This is a genomic window from Bacillota bacterium (assembly GCA_012837335.1).
GTDB lineage: Bacteria > Bacillota > Limnochordia > Darwinibacteriales > DTU012 > DTU012.
This window is the reverse complement of the sequence record DURM01000078.1, coordinates 12,084-30,845: the sequence shown is the minus strand read 5'-3', so window position 1 is coordinate 30,845 and position 18,762 is coordinate 12,084. Positions and strand designations below refer to the sequence as shown.

Genomic DNA, 18,762 nt, shown 5'->3' with positions numbered 1-18,762 from the left:
TGTACTTATTATCCGCGCTCCTGCGAGCGAACCTGCTCAAAGCCGTTTGGATAGCGCTTACGCAATTTAGCAATGTTTTTTTCCGCAATTTCGCTGAGGGAAAGGCCTACAGCATCCGCTAAGTTAGCCAGATACCAGAGCACATCTCCCAGCTCTTCCTCCACTTTCTGAGCGTCTAGCTCGTGGCCGTGAAAAACTACTTTTTTCAGATAATCGCAGACTTCTCCTGCTTCACCGGCTAAGCCCATGCCTAAGTTGGCATATAAATATAGATCTTTAACTTCTGTATTTAAAGTGCGTTTTGCTTGCTCCTGATAGTCATCAAACTGGTTCAAAATAATCACTCCTGATCAGCAATCCCGGCAAAAGCTTCCGGCATCCGGAAAATATGAATTCGATCCAAAGGCCAATAAGACCAAATTGCTCTGCCGACAATATTCTCCCGCGGTACGAATCCTACCCGAGGATCGCGGCTGTCTAAACTGTTATTGCGGTTGTCCCCTAAGACAAAATAATGGCCCTCGGGAACGATGTGAGGGTTGAATCCTCTGATTGTGGTCTCGGCAATATAATCTTCTTCGATTACAACGCCGTTAACATATACCTTTCCGCCGGCAATCGCAACAGCGTCTCCCGGCACAGCAATGACTCGTTTAATAAATTCTTCTTTAGGATTGGCCGGATATTTGAAAACTACAATATCTCCATGCCGGGGTTCCCGGAACCGATATGTCAGCTTATCCACCAGCAGCCGCTGGTTATTTTCAAGCGTAGGCATCATTGAACTTCCATCCACAACAAATGACTGCGCAATAAAAATAATAATAAAAGCAGTAAGTACGGCTGCCCCGACAATCGTTTCAATCCACTCTTGCAACGGCGATTTAGTTCTTTTTACCTGCATCCCCTTCACCTCTATATGAAAATTCCACATCAAATAAATAAATTCCTGCTAACCTCCGATAAAGCTAGCAGGAACAAGCTGGTAAGATTAAAGTTCCCACAAGCAGCTGCTGCAGACCTTTTTATACTGCTGCACTTTTTCCTGAAATCTCTGCTGATCGCCTTCTTGAAGTGCCTTATCAATCTCGGTTTTCAGCACCACACCTGAGAGCAGCAGTTCTACCTGTTCCCGAATTAACCGGGAGATTTCATCATCTTTCGCACTCTCAGCGGTAAATTCCTCAACCGCCTGCTGATACCAGTCTGGAACATCACCGGCGAACCTAAACTCCATATAAAGCACACCGTTAAAGCGGCGCAGCACTTCAACCGCCTGCACCGGGTCATGCACCCACAGCGTTCTGCTCTTTCGCTTCTGCTTCACTAAGCGACCGTTTACCAAGGAAATTTCCTCACGCTCGACTGCCCCCAATTCCAGTTCAAAAGACGGTCCCTCCGCTCTGGCCTGCGCTATCATCATTGTATCCGGCAGATATGCTCGTGAGGTCACAATCCTAATTCGTTTCAGCAGCTCTTTGTTTTCCAGCAGATAGTCCAACAAGTACTTGCTCATGCGGTGTTTGAGCGGGGTTTTACTGAACCTGCGAATTGCATCAACAACAATCATCATCCACCACCCCTACTCTGAAAGCAGATTGATATTATAAATATATGGCTAACGGCACTGTCAAATGCCTGTTAGATCCCAATTATCAATCCATCATATGCAAGCGATACCCCCGGCGGCAGTTCTGAGTTCACTGCGCCGTGCTCCAGCAAATGGGAAAGATGAGTAAAATAAGCCTGATCCGGCTTGAGCTTGCTGATCAGCTCCAAAGCTCCGTCAACATGCATGTGCGTTGAATGAGGCTCGTAGCGCACTACTCCTAAAATCAGGACTTTTAAGCCCGATAGCAGCTCAAGCGATGGCTCCGGAATTTTACTGCAGTCGGTAATATAAGCCATATCGCCAATCCGATAGCCGTAAATTGGCAGATTACCGTGGAAAATCGGGATTGGAATCACCGTCAAATCCTTAATCTGAAAGGGACCATCAACCACGTTTGGCTCCACCTGCGGTTTTCCACCCCCGATTTGAGTTTTGCGGAAAACATAGCTGAACACCTGCAGCATTTCCTCGATGGTTTCCCTATTACCGTAAAAAGGCACCGCTTTACCTGAGCGCTGGCTGAAAATCCTTAAATCATCAAAACCAAAGACATGATCTGCGTGGCAGTGGGTGTACAGCACAGCATCAACTGTGCTGATGCCTGCCCGCAGCGCCTGCAGACGAAATTCGGTAGCAGTATCGACTAATAAGGACAAACCCTTAGTTTCGATTAAAATTGACGAACGAGTGCGCTGATTGCGCGGATCCTTACTTTGACAGACATCACAATTACATCCAATTACCGGCACACCATGGGATGTTCCGGTTCCCAAAAACGTTATTTTCACTTCTATCCTCCTGGCATAATTAACCACTTGACGCGAACAAGTGTTCTGTATTACAATTGATTTGCGATCATATGTTCGTAAGGGGTTGGTGAAAATGATCGTCTACTGTCAGATTAACAGGGCAGCAATTGAAGCCGATCAGCGAGAACACCTGCTGCAGTTCTGCCGCAGCTGGACCGAACAGATTGAAATTGAAACGCCCTGTACTTGGTACTGCCGTCTTCCAGAACACTTTGCGCCGGCTGAATTTGGTGCTCAATTTCTAACACGGCTGAAGCAGAATTATCTTGCGGGTATCTGGGGTGCCGGTGCCAGTAAGATAATTGCTAAACTAGCCGCCTTGACCCGCGCAAATACCTATATCCCGGGATCAGAAAGCAGCGCATTTCTTGCTGGCTTATCCCTTAATTTACTGGATCTACCGCAGACTTCCCAGCTTAATAAGCTGGGGATCGATACATTCGGAGCCCTGGCCCAAGTGCCTTTAAAATCTTTAAGACTCCAGTTTGGCAGTGATGCAGAAATGCTTGCCAAAATTGCCCGCGGTCAGGATCCCAAACCCTTTACTCCGGATAAACCAATCAAAATTCATTGGGAGTTCGATTTCTTGACCGATCCAGAAATCGCTTCTCCAGTGGGCCAACCACAGCTGGAGCTGTTTCTGCGGCAGGGTTTAACCGCAGTGGCTGAGCAGCTTCGTTCCCGGCGGCTGCTTGCGGCTAAAATCCGCCTGGACTGGCGGCAGAACGGAACAAATTTTACTGCAATCCGCCGCTTTGATCCACCCACTGCAGAGCAGGATGTATTTTATCGCTCTTTACTGGTAGCCATTCCCAATGAACCGATTGATCAAATACAAATATCCGGGTTGGATCTTGCTCCTCATCTACATAAACAATTAGACATCTTTGGGGAAAATCCTACTAGTCGAAAAATTGTTTCTTTAAAATCCCAGCTCAGCAGTGTTTTGGTGCAGCTAAAACCATCCCGCCGCGAAAAAATCTTAGCCATGTGGGAGCAGTCCTATCTCTAAGATCATCAACAGCGAGATCACCGTTGAAACCGCCGCGAATAAACCCCAAGCCTTTATCTACCAGCGCCCGTACAAAATAGACCTAATCGCAGAATACTGGCGGGAATCCGGGCAGTGGTGGCTGGAGGAACCGGAGCTGCATGTTTACCGGGTTATTTCAGAGGCGGTTTTATTCGAGCTGCACCATTATCCTGATCAATCCCGCTGGGTGCTTTATAAAATTTATGATTGATGCAGTTAGGTGATGGAAATGTTTGCCCACTTACATGTGCACTCCTTTTATTCTTTTCTAAGCGGCACTGCTTCGCCCACCGCATATCTGGAACGGGCCGCCGAACTCGGCATCCCGGCAGTAGCTTTAACCGATCACAATAATGTCAGCGGCGCGGTAGAATTTCATAGAACAGCTCTTGCGCTGGGAATTAAGCCGATTCAAGGGGTAGAAATCACGATCGAAGGCGGATATCACCTCACCTTGTTAGCCCAAAACAGCTTGGGCTATCAGAACATCTGCCGGCTGCTTACCGCCGGATTCCAAGTAGACCGCAAACAGCCCATCGTCACCTGGGAAGATCTGTCCGCCTGCCATCAGGGTCTGTTGGTGCTCACCGGCTGCCGCCGGTCAGCCCTGTGGCAGGCGCTGCTCAGGGGAAAATACCAGGCGGCGCTTGAGCATGTAAAGAAGCTGATCGGGATTTTCGGCCGAGAAAACATTTACTTGGAGATGATCAACAGCTATCTGCCGAAAACCAAGACTGTTTTGGCAGCAATTGCCGAACTAAGCGAGCATGTTAAGCTTCCTCTCGCTGCCACCAATGATGTGCATTACCTTGCTAAACATGATTTCCGGCTGTATGATTTAATGGTCTGCGCCCGAACTTTAACTCAGCTGAACGACATTCATCCTGAGCGGCCGTTAAATGCAGAGAACTATTTTGCTTCACCGGCAGAAATGGCGCAGAGGTTCAGACAATACCCTGAGGCGATTGCCAACACCAAAGAAATAGCGGAGCGCTGCGAAGTTTCCTTAACACTTGACCGCAATCTTTTTCCCAGGTATCCCCTGCCAAAAGGATTCCGTTCCGCCGGACAGCTGCTGCGGCACTTGGTCTTCCGGGGAGCGGTGAAGAGATATGGCAGAATCACTCCTAGGATTGAAAAGCGCTTAAATCATGAGCTCAGCATTATCGACCAGCTGGATGTCAATGATTATTTTCTGGTGGTCTGGGATATTACCGCCTATGCCCGCAGAAATAATATTCGCTACGCGGGGCGCGGTTCTGCCGCAGATTCTGCGGTTGCTTACTGTTTAGGCATTACAAATGTTGATTCGATTGCCCGCAATCTCTTGTTTGAGCGATTTTTAAGCCTTGAACAGGCCCGCAAGCCTGATATCGATGTGGATTTTGATGCGGCCAAAAGAGATCAAATCGCTGCCTATGTTTATGAAAAATATGGCGAAGAGCACACTGCTTCCGTCTGCACTTTTGCAACCTACCATGCCCGCTCTGCACTGCGGGATTTGGGCAAAGCTTTCGGCTTGAGCGAAGGGGAAATTAAGCAGCTGACCCGCAATATTCCTTCCTACATTCCGGCCGATGGAATCCGCAAGGTTTTGAAAACCCTGCCGGAGCTTAAGAATCATCCCCTCAAACAGGAGCAGTACCGCGAGCTTATCGATCTGTGTGAGCAGTTAACCGGTATTCCCCGCCATATGGGAACCCATTTAGGCGGTATGGTGGTAAGCGGACCGCCTTTGAATGCGGTTACTCCGCTCCAGCCTTCCGCCAAGGGAGTGCTGATTACTCAGTTCGATAAAAATACCATTGAAGATCTGGGTTTGATTAAACTTGATCTCCTCTCGCTGCGAACATTATCGGCTGTGCATGAGGTGGACACAGCTTTGAAAGCAGAGCATAATTTCAGCTATGACCAAATTCCTTTAGATGATGCCGCAACTTACCAGATGCTGAACAGCGGTGATACTGTCGGCGTTTTTCAGTTAGAAAGTCCGGCCCAGCGCAATCTCCAGGCGCGGCTTCTAGCTGACAATATTGAGGATATTGTAGCCAGCGTAGCTCTCATCCGCCCCGGACCGATCAAGGGCAACATGGTTGAACCGTTCATCGCCCGCCGTCACGGGTTAGAACGGCCCACTTATATTCATCCCAAGCTGGAACCGATCCTCAAAGATACCTACGGTGTGGTGCTTTATCAGGAGCAGGTAATTGAAATTGCCACCGAGATCGCCGGCTTCACTCCGGGAGAATCGGATCGGCTGCGCCGAGTCATGTCGAAATTCCGCTCTCAAAATGAGATGGACCAAATCGGCGAGCTTTTTATCAGCAAAGCGGTTGCTAATGGTGTCAGTAAAGAAACCGCCGAAATCATCTTCTCTTATATTTTGGGCTATGCCGGCTATGGATTCTGCGAAGCCCACGCGGCAGCTTTTGCCGATACCGCTTATAAAACCGCTTATCTGCTCAAACACTATCCGGCTCAGTTTTACGCAGCCCTGCTCAATCACCAGCCGCTGGGCTTTTATCCGCCGAACACCCTGTGCGTCCAGGCGCGCCAGCGGGGCATTACCATTCTGCCCCTTGATATCAATCTAAGCGAGGCTGATTTCACAGCTGATGACAATTCCATCCGAATCGGCTTAAAACAGGTCAAAGGCATGGAGGCCAAATTTATTGATTCGATTCTTGCCCAGCGCCAAAAGCAGCCTTTTATTGCCCTATCGGATTTTGTATTCCGCACAAATGTGAGTAAAGATGTGATCGAAAACCTGATTCTAGCCGGCGCTTTTGATAGTTTTACCCCAAACCGCCGCTCTCTGTTATGGCAGCTGCCCAATTATCTTAGCAACAGGCAGGGCAGTCTCTTTCTTTTAGAATCAGCTCAAGAACAGGCGCTGCCGGATTTTACGCCGTGGCAGCGGTGGATGTTAGAATTTGAAGTGCTTAATTTATCTGCTTCGACACATGTAATGGACTTCTTTAGACCACGGCTTGCGCAGCGAAAGTTTGCCTCCAGCCGCGATGTTAAGAAGCAGGCAGAAGGAGCTAAAGTCAAAACAGCTGGCTATGTAATCCGGCCGCACCGGCCGCCAACCCGCAGCGGTAAAATCGTCGTCTTTCTTACCCTTGAAGATGAGTTTGGACTTCTTGATGTAACCGTATTTGAAAATGTTTATCAGCGCTATGGAGAAAACCTGTACCAGCATCCTCTCCTAATTGTTGAAGGCACGGTTTCCAGCCGTGGAGGCAAGGAAGTAAGTCTTGTGGCCGAAAGAATTATGCCCCTTACTCGATCCGGGTGATTTTTACTTCTGCGCCATCAGCGGCGTTGATGTAAATTAAGAATTGATCAGATCCATGGTTTACACGAAATTCATAAGTCAGCACCTCGTTAAAATTCGAGTCTAGAATTACCGCCAAGCGCTGGCTTATAATCTCGGCAGATTCCTTAATAAACTGCTGCGCTTCTGCCGCTGTCAGCTTCGGAATCAGATCTCTAGTGTTTTTGAAGCTGTGGTAGGCTGAACCCTGGAAACCAACAATTTCGCCATTATCCGCGGCAACCTGTACTTTCAGGTGCTGCGGATAAATCACTACTCCGTCTTCCAGCAGCGCATAACTGCACATCAGGCGATTTAATCTTAAATCTGTTTCTATCAGTTCCAGCTTGGGAAATCCCCGCTCGTTCAGAAACGCTTCTGCCTTTTCAACCATTTCATCTTTACCGAGCCGATTCGACTCAACAATGCGGGGATTAGTCATCCATAAAACATGTCCTCCCAGCTTGGAGACTTCTATTATTACCGGACTTTGGTCTGCTGCTGTCATGGTTACTGTAAAGGTAGGCAGCGGCCCTTCTGTCTGATTAGTTACAGCTGCTTCCCGCTTTATTTCTGCTTCCGGGAGAAATGCCTCGGCAGCTGCCTTAGCTTCGGCTTCGGCAATGGGATCACCTGTAGGCAGCGGTCCTTGCAGCCGGCCCAACTCACTGGGAAAATTAGAGTCGACAAACCGCTCCATGCCATCTTCAATCATGACTAATGCCTGCATCAGGGGATAGCGCTCATCCGGTTCAACAACGGCTCGGGAGATTGATGTCTGGACATAGCGGCGCCAGTCTACCCAGCTGGTCCGCCGTTCTCCAAGGGCCAGCTGCGTTTGGAGCTCACCATTAAGATATTGAACCTGTTGATACAGATTGGTCAATTTATCTTCAAGCTTAAAACCGCTTTGAGCTGCATTTACTGCAGCTGCCTGAATTTCGGCCAGAAGGTTTTCGGTTCGAGTAAGATTTAAGCTGTTGATCGGCAGCTGCCCAAGATTAGCCTGGGAAGCATAAACTAAGCGGAGGATGTTGGCTGCGCTTTCCAGCTGCAGTTTAGGCGAGCTGCTTACTAACAGCTTACTGAGCTCAGTCTCTAAACCAGCAACATGGATCGCTAACTCTCGAAATGCCCGCTGATACCCCGCTTCCAGCTGCATCCGATATGTTTGGTTTAAATAATATTGACTGATGCCGAACAGCAGCAGTCCGAATACTAAAACCCAAGCTCCAAAAGTTTTTAATCGCCCCATTATCCCACTCCTAACCTGCAAAGATATGCTTACCGATAGTCTTCATAACTGGCCGCGAACGAATCCAGCGATTCTGGGTTTTATTGGGATTATAAAAGTATAATGCGCCGTTGGTGGGATCAAGTCCATGCAGTGCCTCGTAGGCGGCCTGCCGGGCAGCCTCATCCGGTTCCTGGTTGATTGTACCGTTAGCCACTACCTGAAAAGCCAGCGGCTCATAGATCACTCCGGCAATAGTGTTGGGAAACTCAGGATGGTCAACGCGGTTGAGAATCACGGCAGCAACCGCAACCATACCCTCATACGGCTCACCCTTAGCCTCGGCATGCACAGCCCGTGCCAACAGATCAAGCTCATTGTCTTTAATAGAAATCCGGGGCTGCTTGTCCTTTTCATCCGGCTTGGATGGCGGTGTCCCACGGTTAACTGCGTAAAGTACCAAGCCTGCGACTACAGCCAGGCACAGCACAGCATAGCGATAATACTGCTGCTTCCACTTCAATCGCACCCGAAACCCTCCTTTTAATCCGCATCTTTACTGATAGCTTAACCTCCTTGTTTAAATTTTAGAGATGAAAAGATGAGTTGAAAAATAAATTCCCGCAGATACTAACAATGAGGTGAATGCGGGAATGCTGACATGGATCAAACGCTATCGCTATACAATTCTGGCTCTAATTCTTTTGATGCTGCTGCCGCTGGTAGTTGTCTTTGTTAAAGGTTACTTCACCCTAAAGGACTTTGATATCGGAGCACCGCTGCAGACTGCGTCCATCTTTGATCGAGAAGGAAAACTAATTGGCACACTGGGCGAAAACGGACGCTATGTTACCATTGATGAGGTGCCGAAAGACCTGGCCAACGCCGTAGTAGCTGTGGAAGACAGCCGGTTTTACCAGCACGCTGGGGTTGATGTGATTGGAATCATCAGGGCTGTCTTTGCTAATCTCCGAGCAGGCGATACCGTACAGGGAGGTAGTACAATTACCCAGCAGGTGGCCAAGAACCTCTTCCTGCATCCGCGGAAGACCCTAGCTCGCAAGCTTGAGGAGCTGGCTTTAGCAGTGCTTTTGGAAGCTCGCTATTCTAAAGATCAGATTTTAGAGCTTTATCTTAACTCTTCCTACTTCGGCGAAGGAGGCTACGGAGTAGAAAGCGCTGCCCGCACTTATTTTGATAAATCAGTATCGGAGCTGAATTTAGGCGAAAGCAGTCTCCTGGCCGGTCTGCTGCAGGCTCCCTCCTCTTACTCGCCCTATAAGCACATGGAAAGGGCGTTGAATCGGCGCAGTATTGTCCTTGACCGAATGGTGGCTGTGGGATATTTAGAGCCGGACGAAGCAGAACGAGCCAAATTCACACCGGTTAAACTAGCAGAGCTTACCGGCGGCACCGCCCGCTACTTTCTGGATTGGGTAAGCCAAATCCTGATGGAGCAGTTTGGCGAAACCGCTGTATTCAGCAGTGGACTTAGAGTACATACATCCCTTGATTTAGAGATGCAGAAAATTGCAGAAGAGATCTTCAGCGAACAAGAGCATCAAGGCGCCCTGGTCGCGCTAGACCCCCAGGATGGCACTGTTTTAGCCTTGGTGGGCGGCCGCAGTTATCAAGAAAGCCAGTTTAACCGCGCGGTAAACGCCCGGCGTCAGCCTGGGTCGGTGTTTAAACCGATCATCTATGCCGCAGCCATTAAAGAAGGCTGGCAGGTAAACTCGATTGTCGAAGACATCCCCCGAGAGTACAGCGGCTACAAGCCCGATAATCATGGAGAAGCCTATTGGGGTCCGGTAACCATGAAACACGCGATTGCCATGTCCCTGAATAACGCAGCCGTCTGGACTCTAAATGAGATCGGCATTTCCGCCGTTTTCAAATTTGCCAAGGAAGTGGGGATCGAGCTGCCTCAAGAAGACCGCAACCTTGCCTTGGCGCTAGGAGGACTAACCAATGGGGTCACTCCCCTGGAAATGACTGCAGCTTTTGTCCCCTTCGCTAACGGGGGGGCATACTTTGCTCCCAACCCAATTGTCAGGATCGTGGACCAAGAAGGAACCGTGCTGTATGATTACCGACCTGACAAAAAGCAAGTTTTATCGCCGCAGCAGGCTTATCTTGTCAGTGATATGCTCCAGGCGGTTATGGACTATGGAACCGGGTCCGTGGTTCCGATCGAGCGTCCATCAGCAGGGAAGTCAGGTACTACTAATAATCAGCGGGATTTGTGGTTTGTGGGCTTTACTCCCGACATTGCAGTGGGTGTGTTTATGGGCAACGATGATAACTCACCCATTGAAGGCTACGGAGGATCGATTGCCGGACCAATCTGGGCTGAGTTTATCAACCGGGCTTTGGAAGATAAGCCAGCCCGCGATTTTCCCGTGCCTTCGCTGATTGTGACAGATGTAATGATTGATGTGTTTACAGGACTCTTAGCTACGGAGCGGTGTGAATGGACCGAACTTGATGCCTTCATTGAAGGAACCGTTCCCACCGAGCGCGCTCCCTGCGCCATCGATTGGACTCCCAGGCAGGAGCGGCAGCTGCCTATTCCTGAATTGCCTGAAACTCCCGAGCCGGAGCAGGAACAGCCAGAACCAGAGGTGCCGGAAGAACCAATAGAACCCACACCAGAGGAACCGCAGGTGCCAGTGGAGCCGGAAGCTCCCCAGCAACCTCCGGTGCAGCCTGAGCAGCCTGCGCCGGAAGAACCCATCCTGCCCACAGAACCGGAGGAGGTGCCAGAAGTTCCGCCAATGCCGCCTCAGCAGGAGCCGGAACCGCCGCCAGTTCAACCTCAAGAGCCGCTTCAGCCTCTGCCAGAAGCTGAAGCCGAAGCAATAAAAAAACCCCGGAATATTCCGGGGTAATTTTGATCTGAAAATTAACGCTTGGAGAATTGAGGTGCTTTCCGCGCTTTTTTCAAACCGTATTTCTTTCTTTCCTTCATCCGCGGATCGCGAGTGAGATATCCAGCTTTCTTGAGCGGAGCTCTCAGTTCAGGATCAGCCTGCAGCAGTGCTCTGGCAATGCCGTGGCGGATAGCGCCTGCTTGTCCTGTTGTGCCGCCGCCGTGAACGTTAGCAATCACATCGTATTTACCGTCAGTATTGGTTAATACTAGTGGCTGCATTAAGATAGTGCGGAGTACTGCTCTGCCAAAGTAGTCTTCTATATCACGCCCGTTGATAATCACCTTACCGTTTCCTGGTAAGAGACGCACACGAGCAACAGATTTTTTTCTTCTGCCGGTACCATAATATGTTTCCGTATTTGCTACTGCACTCACTTTTTAGCCCCCTCTCTTATATGTCTAGTTTCTCAGGCTTCTGAGCACTGTGAGGATGCTCATTACCAGCGTAAACCTTCAACTTCTTGAACATCTTTCTGCCTAACCGATTATGAGGCAACATACCTTTAACAGCGAGCTTGAGCACTTGCTCTGGACGTCCGCTGCTGAGAATCTGCCCAGCAGTTCTTACTCTCAGTCCACCAGGATATCCGCTGTGGCGGTAGTACTTTTTATCCTGAAGTTTATTTCCGGTTAATCTAACTTTTTCAGCGTTAATTACAATAACATGGTCGCCTGTATCAACATGCGGAGTGTAAATTGGTTTATGCTTGCCGCGCAAAATTGTTGCGATTTGTGTTGCCAGACGGCCTAAAGTTTTATCTGTAGCGTCGATAACATACCATTTTCTTTCGATATTTTCTTTGTTTGCCATGTATGTTTTCACGATCTTCCCCCCTTGCAAGCTTATGCGTAACTGTATACTCACCTCATTGGAACAGTTGTACGGGGCTGGACAACAATCCAATCAGGAGGTTACCTAAAAATCACCACATATCATTTTACAGAAAAACGAACAACATGTCAAGTAAGATCAGGATAAATAATGCTTTCCAAAAACAACCCCTGCGCCGGTGCTGTAACTCCCGCTTGAGTTCGATCCCGGGAACATAAAATCCGCGGTATATCTTCCACTGGGCGTTTGCCGAGACCAATTTCCACTAAGGTTCCCACCATATTGCGCACCATATTGTACAAAAATCCATCGGCGGTAAAACGGATGTCTCCGCCATTAACTGCTTTAGTAAGTGAATAATTGCTGATGGTACGCACGGTAGTTTTTACACCTGATCCGCTGGCAGCAAAGCCGGCAAAATCATGGGTACCTACAAGCAGCAAACCCGCTTGTTCGATCAAATCCCAGTCAAGTTCTCGCTTCAGCCACCAACAGTACTTATGCTCAAATGCAGATTCGATTTGGCCGTGGCGGATGCGGTATAAGTAGGTTTTCTCCACTGCATCATAGCGGGCATGAAAGCTGTCAGGGACTATTTCGCATCCTCTAACCCGAATGTCCTTCGGCAGCAGACTGTTCAGCGCTACGGCCATTCTTTCTACCGGCACCGTCAAATTAGCATTAAAATTAACAACTTGATTAAAGGCATGCACACCGGCATCAGTGCGCCCGGCTGCGATAATCTTAACTTCAGTCTTAGCAATTCTACTCAAGGCTTCTTCCAAAAGACCCTGAACAGTTATGCCGTTCGGTTGAATTTGAAAACCATTATAGTTTGTCCCATCATACTCGATTACCAACTTATAATTAGCCATTCTGCCTTCATCCTAAAAATAGATGCTGACTAAAACAACAAACGCAGTGACAAATAGCAGAGTAAAGCCATCTTGGTGAGTAAACTTTAAGACCCGGAATTTGGTTCTGCCTTCTCCGCCGCGGTATCCTCTTGCTTCCATGGCAGTTGCCAAATCATCTGCCCGGCGAAACGCATTGATAAATAGAGGAATCAGAATCGGAATTAAGCTCTTAGCCCTTTGGAAAATATTGCCAGATTCAAAATCCGCTCCCCTGGCCATCTGCGCTTTCATGATTTTCTCCGTTTCTTCAACTAAGGTAGGAATAAAGCGCAGGGCAATGGTCATCATCATTGCCAATTCATGTGCCGGAACCCCAATGACCTTAAACGGTTTCAGCAGGCTCTCAATCCCATCTGTCAGCAGAATTGGCGAAGTGGTGAGAGTGAGGATTGAAGTGCCGATTACCAACAGCACCAACCGGGAGCCCATCATTAAACCGCGCACCACTCCTTCTTCGGTAACCTTGATGAAGCCGAGCTGAAAGATAACTCGACCATCGGTCATAAAGAAATGGAGCGACAAAGTCAAAACAATAATTACTGCCAAAGGCTTGATCCCCCGGAGGATAAACTTAATCGGGATTCTTGACAGAATGACTGACAGCAGGATTAGAACAGCACCACATGCATAGCCAATAAAAGTATCCACCAAAAATAACAGCGCGATAAACAAAAATGTTGCAATAATCTTGGTGCGGGGATCTAAGCGGTGGATGAGGGATTCACCTGGAATATACTGTCCGATTGTAATATTTCTCATCATTGCCATCTTATTTCGTCTCCAATAATCTCACAATTTCGCCTTCAGCGGCCTCGATTGTATAATGATCCGGATGCACGTCTAATCCCTGTGCCTGCAGAGCCTGCAGCAGCTTTTTCATCTGGGGAACCCCTAAACCGATCTTCTCCAGATAATCAGCCTCTTTAAAGACAACTTCTGGTGGGCCTTCCAGTACAATTTCACCATTAGCCATTACAATCAGCCGGCTTGCCAAGCGGGCAATATCTTCCATACTGTGGCTGACCAAAATAATCGTGGTTTTTTCCTGCTGATGCAGGCGGGAAACCAGCGATAATATCTCATCCCTGCCTTTTGGATCCAGACCGGCGGTAGGTTCGTCCAGAATCAGAATCCGCGGCCGCATCGCCAATACGCCGGCGATGGCCACTTTCCGCTTCTGTCCTCCTGAAAGCTCAAACGGCGAACGCTCTTTGAAGCTGCTGTCTAAGCCGACTAAATCCAAAGCCCAATCAACTCGCTCATCCAGTTCCTGATCGGAAACGCCCATGTTTTTTGGTCCAAAAGCGATATCTTCAAACACAGTTTCTCCAAAGAGCTGATACTCGGGATACTGGAAAACCATGCCAACTTGCTGTCTCACCGAACGGAGAGTTATCCCTTTGCTGTGGATATCGATACCATCAAGGTAAATCCGGCCTTTGGTAGGTTTTAACAGACCATTGAAATGCTGTACCAAGGTAGATTTCCCCGAGCCGGTATGCCCAATCAAACCAATAAACTCGCCATCCTCAACCGTCAGGGAGACATCATTGAGAGCCAGCTTCTCCATGGGCTGACCGGCGTTATAGATATATGATAATCCTTCTACTCTAATTGGCATAACACATTCACCATCTCTTCAATGGTCAAGATATTATTTGGAATCTGCGTATATCCCCGTTTGCGCAAGCGATTAGCCAGGGCAGTAACCTGAGGGACATCCAGACGCAGTTGAGTTAGAGTTTCGACTTGAGAAAAGACTTCTCTAGGAACCCCGGACAAGACCACTCTTCCTGCTTCCATAACTATGATTCGATCAGCAAGGATTGCTTCTTCCATTGCGTGGGTAATGAGAACAATGGTGATGTTCTCTTGGCGGTTTAGTTTCAAGATCGTATCCATGACTTCCTGTCTACCCATTGGATCCAGCATCGCAGTCGGCTCGTCCAGCACAATACAGCGGGGCCGCATGGCAATCATGCCCGCGATAGCAACGCGCTGCTTCTGCCCTCCAGAAAGCTGGTGCGGAGAACGCAGACGAAACTCACTCATCCCAACCAGTTCCAGAGCTTCATCAACTCGATGGTGAATCTCAGGAGTAGGAATACCAAGGTTTTCCGGTCCAAAAGCCACATCTTCTTCAACCGTCGTAGCGACCAGCTGGTTGTCTGGATTCTGAAATACCATTCCTGCAGTCTGCCGTATTTCCCAAACCCGATCTGCATCCTTGGTATCGATCCCGCCTACCACTACACTCCCGCTTGTTGGCACAAGTAGGGCGTTGATATGCTTGGCGAGGGTGGATTTACCCGAGCCGTTGTGGCCCAGCACTGCTACAAACTCTCCGGCTGCGATTTCTAAATTAATTCCCGCTAACGCTTCTAATTCCTGCGCCGAATCTGCACCGTAAGAAAAGCTGACATCAGTAAATTTAATTAAAGCTTCTGCCATGGTAATCACTCCACATTGCAAACCTATAAATAACAGAGAACGCAGAGGTAACTACCTCTGCGACCTGCAACTATCCTCGAATTTCTGCCCACAAGTACAATGGGTGGCTAAACCCACTCTATAATAGCCATCGGAGCTGCATCACCGCGGCGTGGAGCTGTTTTCATAATGCGCGTGTATCCACCACTGCGATCCTCGTACTTAGGAGCGATATCGTCAAATAATTTCTTTACGGCCTCTGGCTGTATAAGGAAAGCAGCTGCCTGTCGCCGAGCATGCAAATCTCCACGTTTACCTAAGGTAACCATTTTATCAGCTAAGGGCTTGACAGCTTTTGCTTTTGCTTCTGTTGTTTCTATACGCCCATGAAGCACTAATTGTGTTACTAAGCTGCGCAGTAAGGCCCGTCTATGGCTGGAAGTGCGGCCTAGTTTTTTCAGTTTCACATTCGTTCACCTACCTTATTCTTCAGATTCCCGTAACGAGAGTCCTAAAGCGGCGAGCTTTTCTTTGACCTCTGCGAGGGATTTCTTGCCTAAGTTACGGACTTTCATCATGTCTTCTTCTGTTTTTCTGGTTAACTCTTCAAGTGTGTTAATGCCAGCCCGTTTGAGGCAGTTATAGGAACGTACTGAAAGATCCAGCTCTTCGATGGTCATTTCCAGCAAGCGATCAATCGCTTCTTCCTCTTTCTCGACCATGATCTCAACTTCATCGCTGGTATCAGTGAGATTGGTAAACAATTTAAGATGCTCGATGAGAATCTTGGATGCCAGGCCCAGCGCCTCATCCGGTGCAATTGTTTTGTCGGTCCAGATGTCGATAGTTAACTTGTCGTAGTCTGTAACCTGACCAACCCGTGTATTATCGATCTGGAAGTTGACCTTGCTTACAGGAGTAAAAATAGAATCGACAGGAATAATACCTATAGGATGCTCAGGAAGCTTGTTTCGTTCGGCCGGAACATAGCCTCTTCCTTTGGCAACGGTAATTTCCATATTGAGGCTCCCATCCTCCTGTAAAGTTGCAATATACAGATCGGGATTCAGGATCTCCACACTTGCATCGGCAATAATATCCCGCGCGTACACAGGGCCTGCTCCATTAGCCTCAATTCTAACCACAACAGGCTCATCAGTGTACAGCTTTACGAGCAGTTTCTTCAGATTCAGGACGATATCTACTGTATCTTCGACCACCCCTGGGATGGTGGAAAACTCATGGAGCACACCGTCAATCTTCACTGAAGTCACCGCTGTGCCAGGCAGCGAAGAAAGCAGAACTCGACGCAAGCTGTTACCAAGCGTAATGCCATAACCTCTTTCCAGAGGCTCTATCACAAAACGGCCATAGTCCTCCGTTAATTCAATCTGCTCGACTTTTGGTTTTTCAATCTCGATCATTACCAAAAACACCCTCCTTCTCGATTGCACGTTTGTCAAGCTACAGAGCCCCATAAAACGACATCTGCAGCTAAGGACTCGAACCTTTTGAGGGTTAAAGTGATAGTATTCCTATCTGGAGTAGAACTCAACAATGAGATGCTCTTCAACAGGAATGTCGATTTGCTCCCGTGCAGGAACAGCTTTAATGCTTCCCTCTAATTTCTCCAGATCAAACTCCAGCCAATCAGGCAGAGCTCGTCCGGATGCAGCTTCAGCATTAGCTTTAACCACATCAAGATTGCGTGAAGACTCTTTTACTGCAATAACGTCTCCAACTTTAACTTGATATGATGGGATATCAACTTTCTTACCGTTAACAGTCACATGTCCGTGCATAACCAATTGTCTTGCTTGCGGTCTAGATGCACCGACACCAAAGCGATAGAGCACGTTATCTAAACGCATTTCCAGAGTTTGGAGCAGAATTTCACCGGTAATACCGCGTTTGCGGGCTGCGTCATCATAATAGTTCTCTAACTGACGCTCAGAAACACCGTAAATCCGGCGCAGTCTCTGCTTCATTCTCAACTGCAGTCCGTACTCAGATAACTTTTTGCGGGATTGTCCGTGCTGTCCCGGCGGGTATGCCCGGCGCTGAACTGGACATTTATCTGTATAGCACTTGTCACCTTTCAGGTAAAGTTTAACACCTTCCCGTCTGCACAGGCGACAAACTGGTCCTGTATATCTCATTCACTTTCACCTCCGCTGACCATAATTATACTCTTCTCCGTTTCGGTGGTCTGCAACCATTGTGAGGAATCGGAGTAACATCTTTAATAACATTAACATCTATGCCTGCACTTTGTAAAGACCTTATTGCTGCTTCTCTTCCAGCTCCAGGTCCTTTAACATATACTTTTACCTCGCGCAAACCATGCTCCATAGCGGTTTTGGCAGCAGTTTCAGCAGCCATACCAGCAGCAAAAGGTGTACCTTTGCGCGACCCTTTAAAACCCATATTTCCTGCGCTTGCCCAGGAAATTACATTACCCTGTTCATCACTGATACTGACAATTGTATTATTAAAAGTAGAACGGATATGAGCAATACCGCTTTGAATATTCTTCCGCTCACGCCTTCTGGGACGTTGCCCTCTGCGGGTTCTTGCCATTAACTAGTTCCTCCTTTCTCTAGCGTCTCTTACCAGCTACACGCTTCGGTCCCTTGCGAGTCCGGGCGTTAGTTTTTGTTCTTTGGCCGCGAACTGGCAGGCCTCTGCGGTGACGCAAACCGCGATAGCAGCCAATGTCGCGCAGTCTCTTGATGTTCATGTTTATTTCACGCCGCAGGTCACCTTCAACCAGGAATTGGTTCTCAATGACTTCGCGCAGCTTGATTTCTTCTTCCTCTGTTAAATCACCAACACGTGTATCCGGGTCAATACCGCAGATTGTGAGGATCTTTTGAGAGGTGGAACGTCCAATGCCAAAAATATAAGTTAAACCGATTTCCACCCGTTTCTCACGAGGCAGATCTACCCCAGCAATTCTTGCCACTAGCTAAGCACCTCCTTGGAAATCTATCCTTGTTTCTGTTTATGCCGTGGGTTTTCGCAGATAACCATCACTTTACCCCGGCGGCGAATTACTTTGCACTTTTCACACATCGGCTTTACAGAAGGTCTGACCTTCATTTGTATCCCCCTTTAGCCGTCTATTTTTTTCGATAAACGATTCTACCTCGAGTTAAATCATAAGGGGAAAGCTCTACTGTTACTTTGTCACCCGGCAGAATTCTGATAAAATGCATCCTCATCTTGCCGGAGATATGAGCCAAAACCTTATGACCATTTTCTAATTCTACACGAAACATCGCGTTCGGCAGTGGTTCCACTACTGTGCCTTCAACTTCGATCACATCATCTTTAGCCATTACCAGACGAAACCTCCTCTCGCTCCTCCGCTGACTCAGTAAGAGATTTTATTGCTAACCTCAGCTGCTGATTGGTGAGCTTTTGTTCTTGCTGTAACGCCTGTGCTACTTCAGTGGCTATTTGACGATGTGCCACCAAATGTCGGATATTCTTCTTCTTTGGTTGGATAACTTTTCGGGTTACACCATCAGCGACCAGCACATGCTTGTCATTCAGTTTGGCAAGTACCAAGTATCTTCTTCCAGCATCACGTCCCGCTTTCGAAGAAACTAATTGGCCAATCTCCAACCCCACATTAT

At 48.2% G+C, this 18,762-nt stretch carries 23 protein-coding genes; 3 read left to right on the top strand and 20 right to left on the bottom strand.

Translation table 11 applies throughout. The annotated features are described in order from the left end of the window. Positions 1-8: 8 nt before the first annotated feature. The 4 genes from GX019_10650 to GX019_10635 all read right to left on the bottom strand — a co-directional run bounded on the left by GX019_10650 (position 9) and on the right by GX019_10635 (position 2,400). Entirely contained in the window at positions 9-248 is a 240-nt protein-coding gene (locus GX019_10650) for a nucleoside triphosphate pyrophosphohydrolase family protein (GenBank protein HHT37621.1), read from the bottom strand. Positions 249-340: 92 nt separating this feature from the next. After that, positions 341-904 carry a signal peptidase I gene (gene lepB / locus GX019_10645; protein HHT37620.1) on the bottom strand — a complete coding sequence of 188 codons (564 nt, stop codon included), beginning with the start codon at positions 902-904 and terminating at the stop codon, positions 341-343. An 87-nt stretch (positions 905-991) separates the two neighbouring features. Then, entirely contained in the window at positions 992-1,570 is a 579-nt protein-coding gene (locus tag GX019_10640; protein HHT37619.1) for an IDEAL domain-containing protein, read from the bottom strand. Between the two features lie 71 nt (positions 1,571-1,641). After that, a complete protein-coding gene (locus GX019_10635; protein HHT37618.1) occupies positions 1,642-2,400 on the bottom strand; it encodes an MBL fold metallo-hydrolase in 759 nt (252 codons plus the stop codon). A gap of 94 nt (positions 2,401-2,494) precedes the next feature. On the opposite strand from GX019_10635, the gene GX019_10630 reads away from it, so the two are divergent. Both GX019_10630 and GX019_10625 read left to right on the top strand, forming a co-directional pair. Beyond that, positions 2,495-3,433 carry a hypothetical protein gene (locus GX019_10630; protein ID HHT37617.1) on the top strand — a complete coding sequence of 313 codons (939 nt, stop codon included), beginning with the start codon at positions 2,495-2,497 and terminating at the stop codon, positions 3,431-3,433. 250 nt (positions 3,434-3,683) lie between these two features. Next, positions 3,684-6,755, top strand: a complete 3,072-nt coding sequence (locus GX019_10625) for a DNA polymerase III subunit alpha (protein ID HHT37616.1) — start codon at positions 3,684-3,686, stop codon at positions 6,753-6,755. On the opposite strand, the gene GX019_10620 is transcribed toward GX019_10625, so the two are convergent. Further along, positions 6,739-8,028: a hypothetical protein gene (locus GX019_10620; GenBank protein ID HHT37615.1), complete on the bottom strand. Its 1,290-nt coding sequence runs from the start codon at positions 8,026-8,028 to the stop codon at positions 6,739-6,741. The two genes, GX019_10625 and GX019_10620, sit on opposite strands and share 17 nt — an antisense overlap. A gap of 10 nt (positions 8,029-8,038) precedes the next feature. Then, entirely contained in the window at positions 8,039-8,323 is a 285-nt protein-coding gene (locus GX019_10615; protein ID HHT37614.1) for a cell wall hydrolase, read from the bottom strand. Between the two features lie 337 nt (positions 8,324-8,660). On the opposite strand from GX019_10615, the gene GX019_10610 reads away from it, so the two are divergent. Further along, complete coding sequence (locus GX019_10610) at positions 8,661-10,898, top strand: PBP1A family penicillin-binding protein (GenBank protein HHT37613.1); 2,238 nt, start codon at positions 8,661-8,663, stop codon at positions 10,896-10,898. A 14-nt stretch (positions 10,899-10,912) separates the two neighbouring features. Here GX019_10610 and rpsI read toward each other — a convergent pair whose 3' ends face one another. The 14 genes from rpsI to GX019_10540 all read right to left on the bottom strand — a co-directional run bounded on the left by rpsI (position 10,913) and on the right by GX019_10540 (position 18,757). Then, complete coding sequence (gene rpsI, locus GX019_10605; GenBank protein HHT37612.1) at positions 10,913-11,317, bottom strand: 30S ribosomal protein S9; 405 nt, start codon at positions 11,315-11,317, stop codon at positions 10,913-10,915. Between the two features lie 16 nt (positions 11,318-11,333). Continuing rightward, the gene (gene rplM, locus GX019_10600) at positions 11,334-11,753 is read right to left on the bottom strand and encodes a 50S ribosomal protein L13 (protein ID HHT37611.1); all 420 of its coding nucleotides are present in this window, start codon (positions 11,751-11,753) and stop codon (positions 11,334-11,336) included. 149 nt (positions 11,754-11,902) lie between these two features. Further along, positions 11,903-12,649, bottom strand: a complete 747-nt coding sequence (gene truA / locus GX019_10595; protein HHT37610.1) for a tRNA pseudouridine(38-40) synthase TruA — start codon at positions 12,647-12,649, stop codon at positions 11,903-11,905. Positions 12,650-12,661: 12 nt separating this feature from the next. Then, complete coding sequence (locus tag GX019_10590) at positions 12,662-13,453, bottom strand: energy-coupling factor transporter transmembrane protein EcfT (protein HHT37609.1); 792 nt, start codon at positions 13,451-13,453, stop codon at positions 12,662-12,664. A gap of 7 nt (positions 13,454-13,460) precedes the next feature. Next, positions 13,461-14,312 carry an energy-coupling factor transporter ATPase gene (locus tag GX019_10585; GenBank protein HHT37608.1) on the bottom strand — a complete coding sequence of 284 codons (852 nt, stop codon included), beginning with the start codon at positions 14,310-14,312 and terminating at the stop codon, positions 13,461-13,463. Beyond that, positions 14,297-15,142, bottom strand: a complete 846-nt coding sequence (locus GX019_10580; GenBank protein ID HHT37607.1) for an energy-coupling factor transporter ATPase — start codon at positions 15,140-15,142, stop codon at positions 14,297-14,299. Before GX019_10580 ends, GX019_10585 begins: the two co-directional genes overlap by 16 nt. A gap of 107 nt (positions 15,143-15,249) precedes the next feature. After that, on the bottom strand, positions 15,250-15,588 hold the full coding sequence (rplQ, locus tag GX019_10575; GenBank protein ID HHT37606.1) for a 50S ribosomal protein L17: 339 nt from the start codon (positions 15,586-15,588) through the stop codon (positions 15,250-15,252). A 15-nt stretch (positions 15,589-15,603) separates the two neighbouring features. Further along, positions 15,604-16,545: a DNA-directed RNA polymerase subunit alpha gene (locus GX019_10570; protein HHT37605.1), complete on the bottom strand. Its 942-nt coding sequence runs from the start codon at positions 16,543-16,545 to the stop codon at positions 15,604-15,606. A gap of 111 nt (positions 16,546-16,656) precedes the next feature. Continuing rightward, positions 16,657-17,280, bottom strand: coding sequence for a 30S ribosomal protein S4 (gene rpsD / locus GX019_10565; protein ID HHT37604.1), 624 nt, complete (start codon positions 17,278-17,280; stop codon positions 16,657-16,659). Positions 17,281-17,305: 25 nt separating this feature from the next. Next, on the bottom strand, positions 17,306-17,701 hold the full coding sequence (rpsK, locus tag GX019_10560) for a 30S ribosomal protein S11 (GenBank protein ID HHT37603.1): 396 nt from the start codon (positions 17,699-17,701) through the stop codon (positions 17,306-17,308). 19 nt (positions 17,702-17,720) lie between these two features. Continuing rightward, positions 17,721-18,086 (bottom strand): 30S ribosomal protein S13, encoded by a 366-nt coding sequence (gene rpsM, locus GX019_10555; protein HHT37602.1) that lies wholly within the window; start codon positions 18,084-18,086, stop codon positions 17,721-17,723. Positions 18,087-18,109: 23 nt separating this feature from the next. Further along, positions 18,110-18,223, bottom strand: a complete 114-nt coding sequence (gene rpmJ / locus GX019_10550; protein HHT37601.1) for a 50S ribosomal protein L36 — start codon at positions 18,221-18,223, stop codon at positions 18,110-18,112. A gap of 20 nt (positions 18,224-18,243) precedes the next feature. After that, a complete protein-coding gene (infA, locus tag GX019_10545; protein ID HHT37600.1) occupies positions 18,244-18,462 on the bottom strand; it encodes a translation initiation factor IF-1 in 219 nt (72 codons plus the stop codon). Then, positions 18,455-18,757 (bottom strand): RNA-binding protein, encoded by a 303-nt coding sequence (locus GX019_10540; protein ID HHT37599.1) that lies wholly within the window; start codon positions 18,755-18,757, stop codon positions 18,455-18,457. Before GX019_10540 ends, infA begins: the two co-directional genes overlap by 8 nt. Between the last annotated feature and the right edge of the window lie 5 nt (positions 18,758-18,762).